Annotated in this window: 16 protein-coding genes and 1 pseudogene; 11 read left to right on the top strand and 6 right to left on the bottom strand. The window is 34.7% G+C overall.

The genetic code is table 11. From position 1 onward, the window contains the following. Nucleotides 1-15: 15 nt before the first annotated feature. Nucleotides 16-540 (top strand): acyl-CoA thioesterase, encoded by a 525-nt coding sequence (locus FGL66_RS06625; RefSeq protein ID WP_180809061.1) that lies wholly within the window; start codon nucleotides 16-18, stop codon nucleotides 538-540. 148 nt (nucleotides 541-688) lie between these two features. Here FGL66_RS06625 and yfkAB read toward each other — a convergent pair whose 3' ends face one another. Next, a complete protein-coding gene (gene yfkAB, locus FGL66_RS06620; RefSeq protein WP_180809060.1) occupies nucleotides 689-1834 on the bottom strand; it encodes a radical SAM/CxCxxxxC motif protein YfkAB in 1146 nt (381 codons plus the stop codon). A 277-nt stretch (nucleotides 1835-2111) separates the two neighbouring features. Between yfkAB and FGL66_RS06615 the strand changes: the two genes are divergently transcribed. Both FGL66_RS06615 and FGL66_RS06610 read left to right on the top strand, forming a co-directional pair. Then, nucleotides 2112-2273, top strand: a complete 162-nt coding sequence (locus FGL66_RS06615; RefSeq protein WP_180809059.1) for an SE1561 family protein — start codon at nucleotides 2112-2114, stop codon at nucleotides 2271-2273. A 94-nt stretch (nucleotides 2274-2367) separates the two neighbouring features. Then, a complete protein-coding gene (locus FGL66_RS06610) occupies nucleotides 2368-2886 on the top strand; it encodes a type 1 glutamine amidotransferase domain-containing protein (protein WP_180809058.1) in 519 nt (172 codons plus the stop codon). A 154-nt stretch (nucleotides 2887-3040) separates the two neighbouring features. Here FGL66_RS06610 and FGL66_RS06605 read toward each other — a convergent pair whose 3' ends face one another. Then, nucleotides 3041-4258 (bottom strand): aminoacyltransferase, encoded by a 1218-nt coding sequence (locus tag FGL66_RS06605; protein WP_180809057.1) that lies wholly within the window; start codon nucleotides 4256-4258, stop codon nucleotides 3041-3043. A 396-nt stretch (nucleotides 4259-4654) separates the two neighbouring features. Between FGL66_RS06605 and sgtB the strand changes: the two genes are divergently transcribed. From sgtB to FGL66_RS06580, 5 genes are all read left to right on the top strand, one after another. After that, nucleotides 4655-5464, top strand: a complete 810-nt coding sequence (gene sgtB / locus FGL66_RS06600) for a monofunctional peptidoglycan glycosyltransferase SgtB (RefSeq protein WP_180809056.1) — start codon at nucleotides 4655-4657, stop codon at nucleotides 5462-5464. A gap of 168 nt (nucleotides 5465-5632) precedes the next feature. After that, the gene (recX, locus tag FGL66_RS06595) at nucleotides 5633-6436 is read left to right on the top strand and encodes a recombination regulator RecX (RefSeq protein ID WP_180809055.1); all 804 of its coding nucleotides are present in this window, start codon (nucleotides 5633-5635) and stop codon (nucleotides 6434-6436) included. Further along, complete coding sequence (locus tag FGL66_RS06590) at nucleotides 6429-6743, top strand: YfhH family protein (RefSeq protein ID WP_180809054.1); 315 nt, start codon at nucleotides 6429-6431, stop codon at nucleotides 6741-6743. Before recX ends, FGL66_RS06590 begins: the two co-directional genes overlap by 8 nt. 14 nt (nucleotides 6744-6757) lie before the next feature. Further along, nucleotides 6758-8293, top strand: coding sequence for an ATP-binding cassette domain-containing protein (locus tag FGL66_RS06585; protein WP_180809053.1), 1536 nt, complete (start codon nucleotides 6758-6760; stop codon nucleotides 8291-8293). A gap of 10 nt (nucleotides 8294-8303) precedes the next feature. Then, nucleotides 8304-9125: a teichoic acid translocation permease gene (locus FGL66_RS06580; protein ID WP_180809052.1), complete on the top strand. Its 822-nt coding sequence runs from the start codon at nucleotides 8304-8306 to the stop codon at nucleotides 9123-9125. Between the two features lie 68 nt (nucleotides 9126-9193). Here FGL66_RS06580 and FGL66_RS06575 read toward each other — a convergent pair whose 3' ends face one another. After that, nucleotides 9194-10171 carry a metal-dependent hydrolase gene (locus FGL66_RS06575; protein ID WP_180809051.1) on the bottom strand — a complete coding sequence of 326 codons (978 nt, stop codon included), beginning with the start codon at nucleotides 10169-10171 and terminating at the stop codon, nucleotides 9194-9196. 91 nt (nucleotides 10172-10262) lie between these two features. Here FGL66_RS06575 and mutY point away from each other — a divergent pair, with 91 nt between their 5' ends. The 3 genes from mutY (at nucleotide 10263) to FGL66_RS06560 (ending at nucleotide 13870) form a co-directional block, all read left to right on the top strand. After that, a complete protein-coding gene (mutY, locus tag FGL66_RS06570; RefSeq protein ID WP_180809050.1) occupies nucleotides 10263-11300 on the top strand; it encodes an A/G-specific adenine glycosylase in 1038 nt (345 codons plus the stop codon). A 90-nt stretch (nucleotides 11301-11390) separates the two neighbouring features. Further along, nucleotides 11391-11933 (top strand): nucleoside tri-diphosphate phosphatase, encoded by a 543-nt coding sequence (gene ntdP / locus FGL66_RS06565; RefSeq protein WP_180809049.1) that lies wholly within the window; start codon nucleotides 11391-11393, stop codon nucleotides 11931-11933. Between the two features lie 200 nt (nucleotides 11934-12133). Beyond that, the gene (locus FGL66_RS06560) at nucleotides 12134-13870 is read left to right on the top strand and encodes an ABC transporter ATP-binding protein (protein WP_180809048.1); all 1737 of its coding nucleotides are present in this window, start codon (nucleotides 12134-12136) and stop codon (nucleotides 13868-13870) included. Between the two features lie 346 nt (nucleotides 13871-14216). Here FGL66_RS06560 and FGL66_RS06555 read toward each other — a convergent pair whose 3' ends face one another. From FGL66_RS06555 to FGL66_RS06545, 3 genes and pseudogenes are all read right to left on the bottom strand, one after another. Next, complete coding sequence (locus FGL66_RS06555) at nucleotides 14217-15311, bottom strand: aromatic acid exporter family protein (RefSeq protein WP_180809047.1); 1095 nt, start codon at nucleotides 15309-15311, stop codon at nucleotides 14217-14219. Beyond that, nucleotides 15295-15498 (bottom strand): aromatic acid exporter family protein, encoded by a 204-nt coding sequence (locus FGL66_RS06550; protein WP_374757657.1) that lies wholly within the window; start codon nucleotides 15496-15498, stop codon nucleotides 15295-15297. Before FGL66_RS06550 ends, FGL66_RS06555 begins: the two co-directional genes overlap by 17 nt. A gap of 4 nt (nucleotides 15499-15502) precedes the next feature. Further along, nucleotides 15503-15685, bottom strand: a pseudogene (locus FGL66_RS06545) (aromatic acid exporter family protein); the annotation flags it as partial. Nucleotides 15686-15706 lie beyond the last annotated feature (21 nt).

Here is a 15706-nt window from a genome sequence, read left to right as displayed (position 1 = left end):
GATGAGGTTAAAACAATGACAGAGCATAATAAGAAATCAATGCAAGACTCGAAAACATACAAATCGCGTCAGGTGTTTCCACAAGACACAAACCATTTAGGTACATTGTTTGGTGGGACATTAATGGCAAATATCGATGAAATTGCTGCAATTTGTGCCATGAAACATGCAAATAATACAGTAGTAACTGCTTCAACAGATTCAGTGGACTTTTTATTACCGATTAAAAATGGTGATATCATCACTTATATTGCCATGGTGTCATATTCTGGAACATCATCTATGGAAGTATGTGTACAAATCATGATAGAAGATATATATACAGGTAAACATCAACTTGCAGCTTTAAGCTTTTTGACATTTGTTGCATTAGATGAGTCAGGGAAACCAACACCAGTGGCTGAAGTATATCCGGAAAATGATATTGAGCGCTGGTTCCATGAAACGGCAGAAGCACGTGTAAAAAGACGCAAAGAACGTCGTGAAGAAAGTAAAAGAACAATTCAGTTTTTATCAGAGATTAATGACCAGCAGCATTAAAGCCATAAAAATAAAAGAGGAAGCGAGACTACGAAAGCTTTTTGTAAAAATGAGCTTTCAGTCCGTTTCCTCTATTTTTTATACCCCAAAACAGATAATGTCAAGATTTGATTATGGTCTACTTGGGCATGAATATATTCTCTTAACTTCATGTATGCAATGATTTGCTATTGTGCATTATTTGTTCGAGATGATTGAAGTTTTCGTTGGGATAATACATATTTTTAACGAGTATGTTAGGTCCTAGACATTCAAAATGTGGACAATGACAGTTAATAGATTGCGACAGTGAAGAAGTCAGCCATTTTGAAAAAACATCAGTTAATGTATCTTGTTTGATATTTGCTAATGTTCCCGTTTCGTCACCAAAATCAGTGACAATGACGTTCCCTGTAAATACATTGACGTTTAAACGACTGCGTCCATCTGGATCGTTACGCAAAGATACGTTAGGTGCGTCTAATAAGCGTTGACGTAACACTGCGTCGTTGTCATCTTGTAAACAAGGAAAAATAGGAAGCGTACCGAATAGCATCCATACATTAGGGTTTCGAATATCTAATAAATGATGAATTGCTTGTTTCATTTCTGCTAGCGAAAGGACTTCTAATTGACTGGCAAAATCGGCAGGGTACATTGGATGAATCTCATGACGTTGACATTTCATTGTATCAACGACTTCATTATGAATTTTTTCAAGATAAGGCTGTGTTTGTTGATTGAGCATTGTTTCAGCAGAGACAAACATGCCTTGTTCACTCAATGCGCGTGCATTATTAAGCATTTGTTCGAACAGTTTGATACGTGCTTTTAATGGTGGTTTTTGCTCCATAGCACCAAAGCCGACTTCAGTAAACGTATCGATAGTTCCCCAGTTATGAGAAATATGGAGTACGTCAATATATTCAGCAATATCTAAATAGCGTTCTAATGGTAGTGTCAAATTAGAATTCATTTGAACATAAATACCACGTTTATATGCATAATGTAGTAGAGGCTTTACAACATTGCGAATAGATTTTTTAGAAAACATGGGTTCGCCACCAGTGATAGAAATAGTACGCAATGTCGGAATTTCATCCAGCCGTTTCAAAATTAAAGGCATAGGTAGCGTATCTGGATCACTTAATTGTAATGTATAGCCTACCGCACAATGACTACAACGCATATTACATAAATTGGTTGTTGTAAACTCAACATTACTAAGTACACGTTGACCGTGTTGTTCGATGTCGCGATAAGGTTCCCATGGATCATTGGCAATCGTAATGGGTTGTTTGTTAGTCATTAACACGTTAAAAACTCCTCATTTTAAATTGTAAGTGTATTTGATATGATAATATACGCATATATGTATAGGAAACAGGTAGAAGCGTATAGCTCTAAAATTTTTATTATGTTACCACTTCAAAGTTAGCTCGATTTGGATTCAGCTGTATGTTTTATAGAGTTACTGCTTATTTTTATAAAAGAAGCTTTAAAACAATTTTTAAGCTTACGATTGTTTCCATAACTTATACATAAGATGGATATTGACTACAACAAACTATTATAAAGGAGAACAACGAACTATGAAAGAGCCACAAACAATCAATCAGGTCAAAGAAAGGTTATCACAATTTATTGAGGATATGTCACACGTGAACCCCGATGAAGTTGAAGTTGCAGATATTGACGAATGGATTGCCTTGTTGGATCAACTTGAAGCAAAGGTGAGTGAACTACGCCGTTAGTTGTTAAGTATATTAAAAATTTGAGAATGATGTTTAGACATGATACGCTCAGGATAAATGATAAGTAACATTTTAAAAAGAAAGGTGAATCATTATGACAAAAAAAGTAGCAGTATTACTTGCGGATGAATTTGAGGATATTGAGCTAACAAGTCCAGCTGAAGCAGTCCAAGCAGCAGGTTATGAAACTGTGATTATCGGTCATACGCAAGGTGCAACTTTGACAGGAAAGCACGGTGTGGAAGCTACTGTGGATATCAGTATTGCTGAAGCACGTCCTGAAAATTATGACGCTCTATTACTGCCTGGTGGTTTTTCACCAGATCATTTAAGAGGGGATGCAGAAGGCCGATATGGTCAATTTGCTTCTTACTTTGTAGCTGAAGATAAACCTATATTTGCAATTTGTCATGGACCACAAATTTTAATTGATACAGATGCGTTAAAAGGACGTACACTAACAGCAGTACGCAATGTTCATAAAGATTTGTCGAATGCAGGTGCAACAGTAGTAGATGAAGCTGTCGTAGTAGACAATAACATTGTCACAAGTCGTACACCTGATGATTTAGATGACTTCAATCGCGAAATCGGTAATCAGTTAAAAGGCTAATAAATAAAAGAACGGGATAGAAAGTTTATTTTTGAAAAGCTTTCTTAACCCCATTCAAACAAAGATGACTAGAAGTACAAATATTTACACTTCTAGTCATCTTTGTTATTGATTTAGGACGATTTTTCCTTATGCGCGAGTCTTATTTTATTGATTAACGTACAAAACGGTATAGGAAGGGGCGTAATGGTTTAATATAATCCCCAACATATTCTTCTACGTGTGCATTAAATCCTTTTTTAAATTGTTGTACACCGAAATCTTCAGCAGTTTCGCTAAAATCTCCTGTAATACCGTAAAAGTTGTATCGTTCAATGTTATGTTCTTTTGCAAAGTTAATCATATCCCATTGTAAACGATAAGCACCCATATAGGCATTGTACTTTGGATTAGAGCCACTTGATAAATAGTAAACTTCATGATGATTAAAAATAAAGACAGCAGCAGCCAAGTCTAGTATATGTCCATCAGAAGCGATCAATGCTTTTGTTTGTTCGATTTTGCGCTGTGTGCTGGTCAGTTGTTGTTGTAGTTGATGCGCCTTAGTCTTAGTTTTCTTTGAGTTAGGATTTTCTGCAAGTTTTATTTCGACTTCAGCATATTGTTTTTGCAACGTGTTATGTTTATCATGTAATTCTTGTATATAATCTTGTAAATCAATATACGCTAATTTTAATACGATATGATCACCATAAGTACGTTGAAGGCGTTTAAAGTAATCCAAGTCTCTGAACTTGAAGTTATGTTTTTCTTCTGCCATTTGATTTAACTTATAAAAGCGTTCCGTCTCTTCTATGGAGAGTGTTTTGACTTTAACGCCCATTTCATAAGTTTTTTTGATATTTCGTCGTGTTTGATAGTCCATTTCTTTTAGTAATTGTTCAGGAGACTTATCTTGCAAGTTCAATACGGATAACCAGCGGATTTGACTGATTTTAGAGTAGCCGATAGGGTAGCCTTGGTGTTGATATCCGAGTTGTGCAAGTGTATCTTGCCAAGCGCGATTATCTTGTGTTTTTATAATTTCTCCATCAGCAGAGCGAATAGATTCGATAACATAAGGATCTACGCGCAAGTAAAGACCACGGTGTTGTTTCAAATATTGAGTGAGATGTTTGAAGAAAAAATGGACGAGTGCTGTATTTTGAAAATCCATAACAGGTCCACGTTCAGTATAGAAATATTTAAATATTTTGAGAGAACGATAAGCACTAATCAAACATGCAGCGATCACTTCACCATTATCGTTTTTAACACCGACAAGATGTGATTGATCAGATGCTTTGTAACGCTTAATAGATTGCGTATAGTGACTGTGGTGTTCATCGACAAATCGTGTGAATTCTTCTTCTGTAAGGTTTAAAAACTTCATAATGTATGAAGCTCCTTTCTAAAATGATATAAGTTGTAATAAAAATAGTATGTGTTAACAAGCTAATACATCACTTTGAAACATTGAAAAAAGGTTTATTAAAAGTTCATCTGAGCTTTTCAAGTTTATATAGTATTTGGTAAGGATGCATACTCAGTACAATTTAATGCCTCCCCCTCTATTATACGACGATATAGAAAAGGTAGTGTAAATTTAGCTTATTGTCATACTTTGAGAACTGTTCATTGATTATGTAGTCTCTCTATAATTATTTACTCATAATTATCATGAGATACCCTCGTGCTAGGGACTGATTTTTAATGAAAGGTATAGATTAAATATATAAGACTTGATAAACTCAATTGTAAGAAGATTAGAGAAAGTAGGTCATGATGAATGAAAAGGGCTGACCGAATAAAACGTGCTCAACGAAAACAAATGCCGAATGAACCACATTATAATACGTATTATCGTCCAGTTGGTACACCGCCACATAAAAGAAAACCACGACGTATTTTTAGAACTTTGTTGCTTGTTGTAGGTGTATGTCTTGTACTATTTGTTGGTTTAATGTTTGCGTTAGCTCAGAGAGCAGATGTTTCAAACTTATCACAAATTGAACAAAAAGCAACATATGTTGATGCACGTGCTATACCAGAATATACGAAAGGTGCTTTTATTGCTGTTGAAGACAGGCGCTTTTATAAACATCATGGAGTAGATTTTAAAGGAAGTATACGCGCTATTTTTACTTCGATTAAAGATCCAGATCGTTTGCAAGGTGGGAGTACGATTACACAGCAACTGGTAAAGAATTATTATTATGATAATCAACAAACCATTACACGTAAGCTGAAAGAAATGTTCGTAGCATGGCGTGTAGAAGATGAGTACGAGAAAGAAAAAATTTTAAGTTATTATATGAATAATATCTATTTTGGAGATAATAGCTATACAATTGAGTCAGCTGCAAATTATTATTTTGGTGTTACAACAAATACAAACAATACGAACTTACCACAAATTTCTGTATTGCAAAGTGCCATTTTAGCGAGTAAGATCAATGCACCATCTGTTTATAATGTGAATGATATGTCGGCATCTTTTATCAATCGAACAAAGATGACACTAGAGAAGATGAAACAACAAAATTATATTACGGAAGCACAATATACAGAAGCATTACAACAACTTGGCACAGAGTAAATGCAATGTGGAAGCGAGAAAACGAAATCCTTTGAAATCATTAAGGTTTCTGTCTCGCTTTTTTCTTTTTATATTGTGATATATCATAAAGTAAATCAGTAGATTAAAGGTTTTGAACGGCATATAATACAGAGGTGTAAAGGGAACGGTATTGAGAGAGGGGATATTATGCCACAAATTTCTAAAATTGAAGTTCAGAAAAATAATAACGAGCGGTTTAATATATATATTGATGATGTATTTGCAATAGGGGTTTCCATTGATACACTTGTTCACTTCAACTTAAAGAAAGGAGACGAAGTGAATAGAGAACGTTTGGGAGAGATTGAAGCACGTGAATTTCAACAACAAGCCATTAATCAAGCTATTCATTATTTGTCTTATCGTAAGCGAACACGCCATGAAATACGTCAGCATCTCATAAAAAAAGAATATCCTGATACCATTATCGAACAAGCCTTGGAATATTGTGAGCGTTTAAAGTTAATTGACCATGTTGACTATATGGAAAGTTTAAAGAACACAATGATACGCACGACAGATAAAGGACCAGAAATATTTCGCAAAAAGTTACAACAAGCTGGTATTGAAAAAGAGCTAATAGAGCGAGGGGTCGCTTGTTACATAGATGAACAGCCTATAGAAAAGATATATGCATTAGCAGAGAAAATCCTACGTCAAAAAAAGGGACCAGCTGTTAAAGTACGTCAACAAGTGCAACAGGCTCTCATGAATAAAGGATACACTTTAGATGTCATTATGCATGTCGTTGAAACGTTAAATTTTGAACCAGAACCTGAAATAATAGATAGCTTATTACAACGAGATTTAGAGAAATTTTTTAATAAATATCATAATAAATATGAAGGACGACAATTGCGAGCAAGGCTTGTTGAGGTATTGATGAGAAAAGGTTATACATATGATGATATTCAACAAAAACTAGTAGAAAGTGGTATAGAAAATGAATAAAAAAAGACTAAGTGAGATGACAAGACAAGAAATTTTGCATGAGATACAAACTTACAAAGAAAAAATGCGTAAAGCTGAAATGAATGGTATTATGAATGAATATGATGTGTACCAAAACAAAGTTATTATTGCAGAAAGTTATTTGATAGACCCGGAAACGATCGAAATAGGAAAGATGTACCTTTTACGAGATGAATCAGAGCAATATTTTAAAGTCGAGCGTCTCAAAGGTATTTTTGCATGGGGGTATCGTGTTAATAGTATTCAATCAGAAGAGGGGATACCACTCTCTTTATTAAAATTATAGAAGGGGTGACATAGATGAGTAATGCAATTGTATTAAAGATGATCAATGTCACACACTATTATCGCAATCAAAAAAAGCAAAATGTGCTCAAACCTTTTAGTTATCAGCCTGAAGACATCGAACTTAATAATATCACATTGCATATTTATCAAGGAGAAGCCCTTGGTATTATTGGAGAAGCAGCATCATCTAAATCGTTAGTAGGTGAGATACTTGCAGGTACAGTTTTACCAGACAAAGGACGTGTAGTGAGAAAAGCTACATTATTTTATGCGAATATGAATCAAAAAAATGTAGAGCATGTACCAGTTCTCGATTATGTTAATGATGTTATACAACTTTATGAAGTGGATGTTCCTAAACATAAAGTGATTCAAGTGATAAAATATGCACATTTGGCAGATAACAAACACGATTTGGTCAAAGACTTAACGGATGAGCAGTATGCACAACTATTATTTAGTTTAGCACGTTCATCACAAGCAGAGATTGTTATTTTGAGCCATATTTTGTCTTATTTAGATGAGGATTTTTTTGATAAAGCTCAAAATATGGTAGCAGAATACGTGAATAAAGGGTACACATGGATTACAATCGATAATGATGTGACTAAAGTGAAGGCCGTGAGCAACTATGCTGTTTGGATTTCACATGGCCAATTGCGTAAAGAAGGATTCGTCAAGCAAGTCATTCCTTCTTTTGAGCGCCATGAACAAGATAGAGCAACATTGAAAACCGAAGAAGAGCAACGACATTTTGATGAAGATTGGAAACGAAATCGTACAAGAATGCCAGAATTGACTTATAATTTCAAACGTATTGAACGTTATCATCATGCTAAGCCACCTGTATTTTTAGCGAGAATTTGGACATGGACAGCTGTGTTTTTAGTTGGAATGTTATTATCTAGTGTATTGATTTTTAATAATTTAGGAAAACTTGACATTGCAGAATCAGCATCGCAAAATGCCATTTCTAAGCATTCAGAAACAAGCTTTACAGATAAATTAGCGTACGGTGTGTTGACATCAGGGTCAGCAACTTTGAAATCATTGCATCATAGTGGCAAAGAAATACATATTCCGCAGCATACTGTTGTGACAATTACTGGAGAAAATAAGCGTAAATATCGCATAGAAATGAATGGTAAATTATATACTGGTGCGAAAGAAAAGTTTCATTATTTTAATCCTGCTGCCCTCTATAATCAAATAGAACGAGATGAACTCGCACCGTATATGAAGCAAAATTATATTCATTATGTTGATTATTTTAATAGCCAGTTGCATAAGTCACATAAGACAGTCAATGAAACACTTGTAGCAGAGAAAGATAAAGAAAACAGATTTGTTGAGCCTGTTTTAGAGCAACCTATTGAAATGTTGTTTGATGATCAGAATAAATTAATAGGATATACATTTCCGATTGTGAAAGAGAAAAAGTTACGCGAAACATTTAATGTTAAAGATGATATGTGGATTGCTAAAACAGAAGCAGGTTATTATATAGCAGATTTTAGTACACATAAATGGATTTTTATAGAATTGTAGGTGAGGTATATTGATAGAAAATATAATACGCTTTTTTCATGAGATTCCTCGCTTTTTTCGCTATGGTCTTTATCGAATTAAGATGCACAAGCGCTGGGCAATGTTAACGTTTCTTATTGGTGCACTATTTATTGTGTTAGATGCTTTACTTTTTAAGTTGATGGGAACATTAGATGCGATACAAGTGATGATTGATTACCGCTTAATAGGTGCTATAACATTTGCGGTAATTTGGATTGCAATATATAGCAGCTATCGTTTTTTTCCGAGAGACTATTATGTCACACGTCATTTTGATAGCAGTCCCTTTTTACGTGTTGTATTGTCTGGAACTTTATATAGCATCATCTTGTTGTTGCTCGTCATCCTGATGCTCTTTTTTAAATCAGTTAATACAGACGCTACAATGGTAGGTATTCTCTTTTATATTATAATGAGCTTATTCTTTATCGTTACATTGTCATTTTTACTTGGTTTAATCTATATTTTATATCCAAAGTTAGATGTTTTGTTTTTGACTATTTCAGGTGTGTTGCTTATAGCAACTCCTATCTTTTATATTCCTGAGAACACAGAAAGTGTTATAGCGCATATATTCATGCTCAATCCGTTTTATTATTTAGTTAATGGTATGCAGCAATCTGTAATCATCGGATACGGTGCTTTAAATCATATAGGGTATCATCTTTACTTTTTATGTTTTATGGGCTTAATGATTGTGTTTAGTTTTGCACTAAGAGATTATGTAACACAGTTAAGACCTAATGAACATATACACAAGGTAAATAAAGAGGCTCGCCCTAAGTCTAAAGTAAAAACACGTATCAAATAATCTTTGAATTGTATTCAAAATCCCGAAACGCAGCTTAAAGACGTTTCGGGATTTTTCATGTTAAAGTGCTAATGTGCATATAGTTTTTTCATAAGCTTACTTTCACTAAACACCCAACCGGTATAAGAGTGTTTTACAATCATATCCTTATCTAAATGAACGATGGCGACAAATTGATAGTGACCATTTTTTAAATAACGTAAATCAATTAATCGAAGCTCTGTTGTTTCATTATCAATATGTTCAATATGCCAACGATAAATAGATGAAAAGTTTAAAAAAGCTCGAACATTTGGATCGTTGCGTACCGGTTTCAGTATATCTATGTCAGGCAATGATTGACGCTTTACTTTATCACTAAATACGATATTTCGTCCATAGCTACGCCCCACATAGTCATATGTATCCGTTTGGATAGCAATGCGCCACTGCATAAAGCGAATGGTTGGTGCAATAAATGTTTTAATAGGAGTTCCTAAATGTTGGATCTGACTCAGCGCCTGTTTTTTTAACCAAGCTTGCATTTTAAAACGTAGAATATAATAACCAATGAGTATCATTAAAATAGGCATAAAAGCAGTGTACGGGTGTGCACCTAAAGACCAGATGATGATACCTAATAGTAATAAAGCGAATATCACGGGATCAAACGTATTAATGACACTAAGTTGAATCCATTTATTGGTAATAGGTCTTAAAGCTTGTGTGCCATATGAATTGAAAATATCGACAAATACGTGTAATGCAACTGCTAATTGTGCCCATAACCAGATGTGTAGAGGAGGTATCCCTATGGAAAAGACGTATACAAGCAATGTTAGTAATAGAGGCCATAGTAATGTGAAAGGGATAGAATGTGTAATCCCTCTATGGTTTGCAATATAGGTTGCGTTATTTTTTAATTTTAGTACAGTATCTATATCGGGAATTAAAGAACCAGCGATAACAATAGTAGCTGTTGCGGTAAAATGATTTGCTAGTGTGGGATCAGTTGTTGCGAGTGCAGTTAAGCCAATCCCCATTGCAATATGTGTTGCCGTATCCATATATCTCACTCATTTCAATCGTTCTTACTATAATTATACGTGATAATGTGGATGAACTAAACTATTTAAGATAAAGATAAGGAGTTAATTCATGTATTTTGAAGACACATTTAAAGAAGATTTAGTTGCTTGGTTTAAGGTGAACCAGCGAAGTATGCCATGGCGTGAAACGTCTAATCCTTATTATATATGGGTAAGTGAAGTCATGTTACAACAGACACAAGTTGATACAGTGAGAAGTTATTATGAGCGTTTTATTAAACATTTTCCAACGATTGAAGCATTGGCATATGCAGATGAAGCGCATGTCCTTAAGTTGTGGGAGGGGCTAGGGTATTATAGTCGTGCGCGAAATTTTCATGCAGCAGCTCAAGAAGTTGTTACTCGATATAATGGAGAGATTCCACCTAATCCAGAACAATTTGCTGCATTAAAAGGGGTTGGACCTTACACACAGGCAGCAGTAATGAGTATTGCTTTTGATTTGCCTTTAGCAACCGTAGATGGCAATGTTTTTAGAGTGTGGTCTCGTTTGAATGATGATATACAAGACACAGCACTTCAAAAAACACGAAAGGCCTATGAACATGCTTTGGAACCCTACGTTCAGCAACATTCTGGAACATTTAATCAAGCGATGATGGAGTTGGGAGCACTTGTCTGTACGCCTAAAGCACCAATGTGTTTATTGTGCCCAGTACAACATCATTGTGAATCATTTGATAAGGGGACAGTGTATGAACGTCCAATTAAAACAAAAAAATTGAAGAAAAAACAATATAAATTAATTGTATTATATATTGAAAATCAAAATGGAGATATTCTAATTGAGCAACGTAAAACAAAATTATTAAATGGAATGTGGCAATTTCCAGTATATGAAGAGGATATAGTGGATAGGAAGTTAGAGGAAGAATTTGGAGATGCAATTACAATAGTAGAAAAGGATATCTATCAACTTAAACATCAGTTTACACATATAACGTGGAATATGACTGTACATCATGCGAAAATAATATCAGATAGTGATAAGATGCTCACTGAAACACGTAGATGGATAACGCCCGAAGATAAAAGGTTGTATACGTTTCCAGTACCTATGACTAAAATATATGAAGTGATGCAGTAAAGCGAATTGATTAAATATGATGATGTTGTGTGCTATAATGACAACATAAAAATGAGCGTATGATGAGCTGAGAATGAGGTGATGTGACAAGTGGTTAAAGCATGCATCCCAAAAGAAGGGACAACGATTAAAATTCAATCTTACAAACATGATGGTACAATTCATCGTGTATGGTCTGAGACGACAATTTTAAAAGGAACGGCAGATGTCGTAATTGGTGGTAATGATCACACACTTGTTACAGAAAGCGATGGACGTACTTGGGTGACACGTGAGCCGGCAATTGTTTATTTTCATTCGGAGTATTGGTTCAATGTTATCTGTATGTTTCGAGAAGATGGCGTTTATTATTACTGCAACTTATCTTCACCGTTTGTTTGTGATGAAGAGGCATTAAAGTATATTGATTATGATTTGGATATTAAGGTATACCCAAATGGTAAATATCATTTGTTGGATGAAGATGAGTATGAACAACATATGCAACAAATGAATTATCCTAAAGATATTGATACAGTATTGCGTGCTAATGTTGATATTTTACAACAATGGATAGAACATAAAAAGGGGCCATTCGCACCAGATTTTATCAAAGTATGGCGTAATCGTTTTCGCCAAATTAAAAATAGATAGTTTGAATAATGAGGGAGCGGGGTAAATGACATGTCTGCGCTTAGAGGAGACATAGTGATTATCTTGCTCCCATCAGTATGTTTAATTAATGGCACAATTGATACTAATGATGGAGCCCGAATCATTGCAGAGGATGTTGTAATTTTACAAAATGTCTCATCCTTGGAACAGTCACACAATATTTAGGAGGTTTTCGAAAGATGATTAAAAGGTACCTTGCATTTGTTAAACCATATAAATGGCTGATTTTTGGTACTATTATTGTAGGTATATTAAAATTCGGTATTCCATTACTTATTCCATTGTTAATTAAATATGTTATTGATGATGTCATTAACAATGGTGCATTAAGTGTGACGGATAAATATACACATTTGATGATTGCAATGGGAATTGCAGCATTTATCTTTGTTGTTGTTCGTCCACCTATTGAGTTTTTAAGACAGTACATGGCACAATGGACAAGCAATAAAATATTATATGATATTCGAAAAAAATTGTATGACCACCTACAAGCTTTGAGCTCCCGATTTTATGCAAATAACAAAGCTGGGGAGGTCATTTCTCGTGTCATTAATGATGTAGAACAAACAAAAGACTTTATAATGACGGGATTAATGAATATTTGGTTAGATTGTATTACAATTATTATCGCGTTATCTGTTATGTTCTTTTTAGACGTTCATTTAACAGTTGCAGCTATTATTGTATTACCATTTTATATTTTGACAGTATATTTCTTTTTTGGTCGTCTGAGAGAGCTCACACGTCAACGTTCTCAAAAATTGGCAGAGACACAAGGCTTTTTACATGAACGTGTCAATGGAATGGCAGTAATTAAAAGTTTTGCGATTGAAGAGAACGAAGCAAAAAACTTTGATAAACGTAATACGAACTTTTTAAATAAAGCGTTTCGTCATACACGTTGGAATGCCTATTCATTTTCAGCTATTAATACAGTAACAGATATCGGACCGTTGATCGTTATCGGTTACGGTGCTTATTTAGCCATTTCTGGAGATGTAACGGTTGGAACGTTAGCAGCTTTTGTAAGTTATCTTGAGCAACTATATGGACCGTTGCGTCGTCTTGTATCATCATTTACAACATTAACACAAAGTTTTGCTTCGATGGATCGTGTTTTTCAATTGTTTGATGAACCCTATGATATTAAAAACCTACCTCATGCACAGCCTTATAAGATACAGCATGGTAATATTGGTATTCATAACGTTGCTTTTCGTTACAACGAGGACGAACGAGATGTATTAAAAGATATTACACTTGATATTCATCATGGTGAAACAGTAGCATTTGTTGGTATGAGTGGAGGCGGTAAGTCAACGCTAATTAACCTTATTCCACGTTTTTATGATGTGACAGCAGGGGAGATTACAATCGATAATCATCCAATCCAAGCATTTGATATAGGGAGCTTACGTCGTCAAATTGGAATGGTACAGCAAGATAATATATTGTTTTCTGATACAGTAAAAGAAAATATTTTATTAGGTCGTCCCGATGCAACATTTGATGAAGTGATAGCAGCTGCTAAAATGGCAAATGCACATGACTTTATTATGGCACTTCCTCAAGGATATGATACAGAAGTAGGAGAAAGAGGGGTTAAGCTTTCTGGAGGTCAAAAACAGCGTCTCTCTATTGCACGTATTTTCTTAAATGATCCACCTATTTTAATATTGGACGAAGCGACAAGCGCATTGGACTTAGAGAGTGAAGCTATTATTCAAGAAGCACTTGAGACTTTAAGTCATGATCGTACAACGCTTATCGTTGCACATCGTTTATCTACGATTACGCATGCAGATCGTATTGTCGTTATTGAAAATGGTCATATCGTTGAAAGTGGCACACATGAAGCACTGATGTCACGCCAAGGTGCTTATCAGCGCTTGTATAATATTCAAAATCTATAATAAAAAGCCCCATTTAATGCTATGCATCAATCACAAAGTAGCATTAAATGGGGTTTTTAGTAAATTATAAAGGCTCTTCACCTTTTGTAGTGGTATGGCATATGCTGTTTCACCTTTTTTGGTATACAAACAGCGTAATCATTGATTTTTAACCTGTCATTTCGCTTACCCCAATACATATCAATAGATGAATTTAAGTGTGTCATTCAATCAACAATTAACGAGGGGTTGGGACATAGGCATCCAGTTCCTTAGATACACCTAGCTATTTCTACGTATATAAAATTATAATAAAATCAAACTAAGTACTTTTAATGATCTATCCACCACAGAAGATGGACAGCCATTATAAATCAAAGTCTTCTTCAACAATATCAATATCGGGATCGTTTGCATGATATTTAAAATAGCTAATACTCAAACGATTGAGATGTTCTAAATTATAACGATACTCTTCTAATGAAGAAATCACATGCATAACATTACGATATGAGTAAGTTCTCTCTACATTGTGCTGTGAAACTTCGTCTTGAAACACTTCTATAATATCTCGCTTTAGAGGGTTTGCGATTTGTGCCTTAGCTTCTGGAAGATTGAACTTTGCTTTTTTCGTAATACTGATTAAAATTTGTTCATGAAACTGTGTAAGTTCATCTATTTCTAATTTAACTTGAAGAAGTAAGGTATCACTTAAATGAAGCATGTCATTTTGGTATCGATTCATACGTTTTAAGACATCATAGGCATCTCGTGTTGCTAGAACAATTTCTTTGAAAAGAATTTTTTTGCGAGTAAGCGCATGCATTTGTTTTTTAGTTAATAAGCGTTCTTCTTTGTAATATTCGAGTAATTGTTCTAAATTAACAATACGTTGACGCAATAGTTCAAGATCATTTTTTACATGATTGAATTCTGTTGCATCATTAAGTACAAGGTTAAACCACTTGAAAATATCAGTTGAAATATTGAGTGAATTATAATAAATTTTTGTTTCAAATTTTGGTGGCAAGAATGTTAAGTTAACGATGAAAGAACTTATAACACCTATCATCACGAGTGTGAAACGATAAAATGCTGAAATATAAAAAGAACCATCATGTTGGCCCATAATAATGAGCGCTGTTACTGTGGCAAGTGTTGCGACGTGTGCAATATTCATTTTATATAAAAGCGCAATAAGTAGAATAACTGTGACACCCATAATGATAATGTTATTGCCAAATATTGTGACCATGATCATCGCAAGTAATGCGCCAATGATATTTCCTTGAAATTGGTCAACAATTGTTTTGAAAGTACGATAAACACTAGGTTGCATTGCCACAACGGCTGCAATACCAGCCACGGTGATCATACCGGCATCAGAAGGTAATAGTGCAGCCACAGAAACCGCAAGTATAATAGCGATCCCTGTTTTTAAAATTCTAGCACCCAGTTTCAATAAACATTCCTCCTCGAAATTGGTCAACAATTGTTTTGAAAGTACGATAAACACTAGGTTGCATTGCCACAACGGCTGCAATACCAGCCACGGTGATCATACCGGCATCAGAAGGTAATAGTGCAGCCACAGAAACCGCAAGTATAATAGCGATCCCTGTTTTTAAAATTCTAGCACCCAGTTTCAATAAACATTCCTCCTCGAAATTGGTCAACAATTGTTTTGAAAGTACGATAAACACTAGGTTGCATTGCCACAACGGCTGCAATACCAGCCACGGTGATCATACCGGCATCAGAAGGTAATAGTGCAGCCACAGAAACCGCAAGTATAATAGCGATCCCTGTTTTTAAAATTCTAGCACCCAGTTTCAATAAACATTCCTCCTCTGAATA

This window comes from Staphylococcus sp. 17KM0847 (genome assembly GCF_013463155.1).
Classification (GTDB): Bacteria; Bacillota; Bacilli; order Staphylococcales; family Staphylococcaceae; genus Staphylococcus.
The sequence above is the reverse complement of the archived record's forward strand: the minus strand, read 5'-3'. Positions and strand labels throughout refer to the sequence as shown.

Coding starts and splice junctions, on each gene's coding strand:
- FGL66_RS06610 (WP_180809058.1), top strand. CDS start 2,368: ATGACAAAAAAAGTAGCAGTATTACTTGCGGATGAATTTGAGGATATT.
- recX (WP_180809055.1), top strand. CDS start 5,633: ATGCCACAAATTTCTAAAATTGAAGTTCAGAAAAATAATAACGAGCGG.
- FGL66_RS06590 (WP_180809054.1), top strand. CDS start 6,429: ATGAATAAAAAAAGACTAAGTGAGATGACAAGACAAGAAATTTTGCAT.
- FGL66_RS06625 (WP_180809061.1), top strand. CDS start 16: ATGACAGAGCATAATAAGAAATCAATGCAAGACTCGAAAACATACAAA.
- FGL66_RS06575 (WP_180809051.1), bottom strand. CDS start 10,171: ATGGATACGGCAACACATATTGCAATGGGGATTGGCTTAACTGCACTC.
- sgtB (WP_180809056.1), top strand. CDS start 4,655: ATGAAAAGGGCTGACCGAATAAAACGTGCTCAACGAAAACAAATGCCG.
- FGL66_RS06560 (WP_180809048.1), top strand. CDS start 12,134: ATGATTAAAAGGTACCTTGCATTTGTTAAACCATATAAATGGCTGATT.
- FGL66_RS06615 (WP_180809059.1), top strand. CDS start 2,112: ATGAAAGAGCCACAAACAATCAATCAGGTCAAAGAAAGGTTATCACAA.
- FGL66_RS06585 (WP_180809053.1), top strand. CDS start 6,758: ATGAGTAATGCAATTGTATTAAAGATGATCAATGTCACACACTATTAT.
- FGL66_RS06605 (WP_180809057.1), bottom strand. CDS start 4,258: ATGAAGTTTTTAAACCTTACAGAAGAAGAATTCACACGATTTGTCGAT.
- mutY (WP_180809050.1), top strand. CDS start 10,263: ATGTATTTTGAAGACACATTTAAAGAAGATTTAGTTGCTTGGTTTAAG.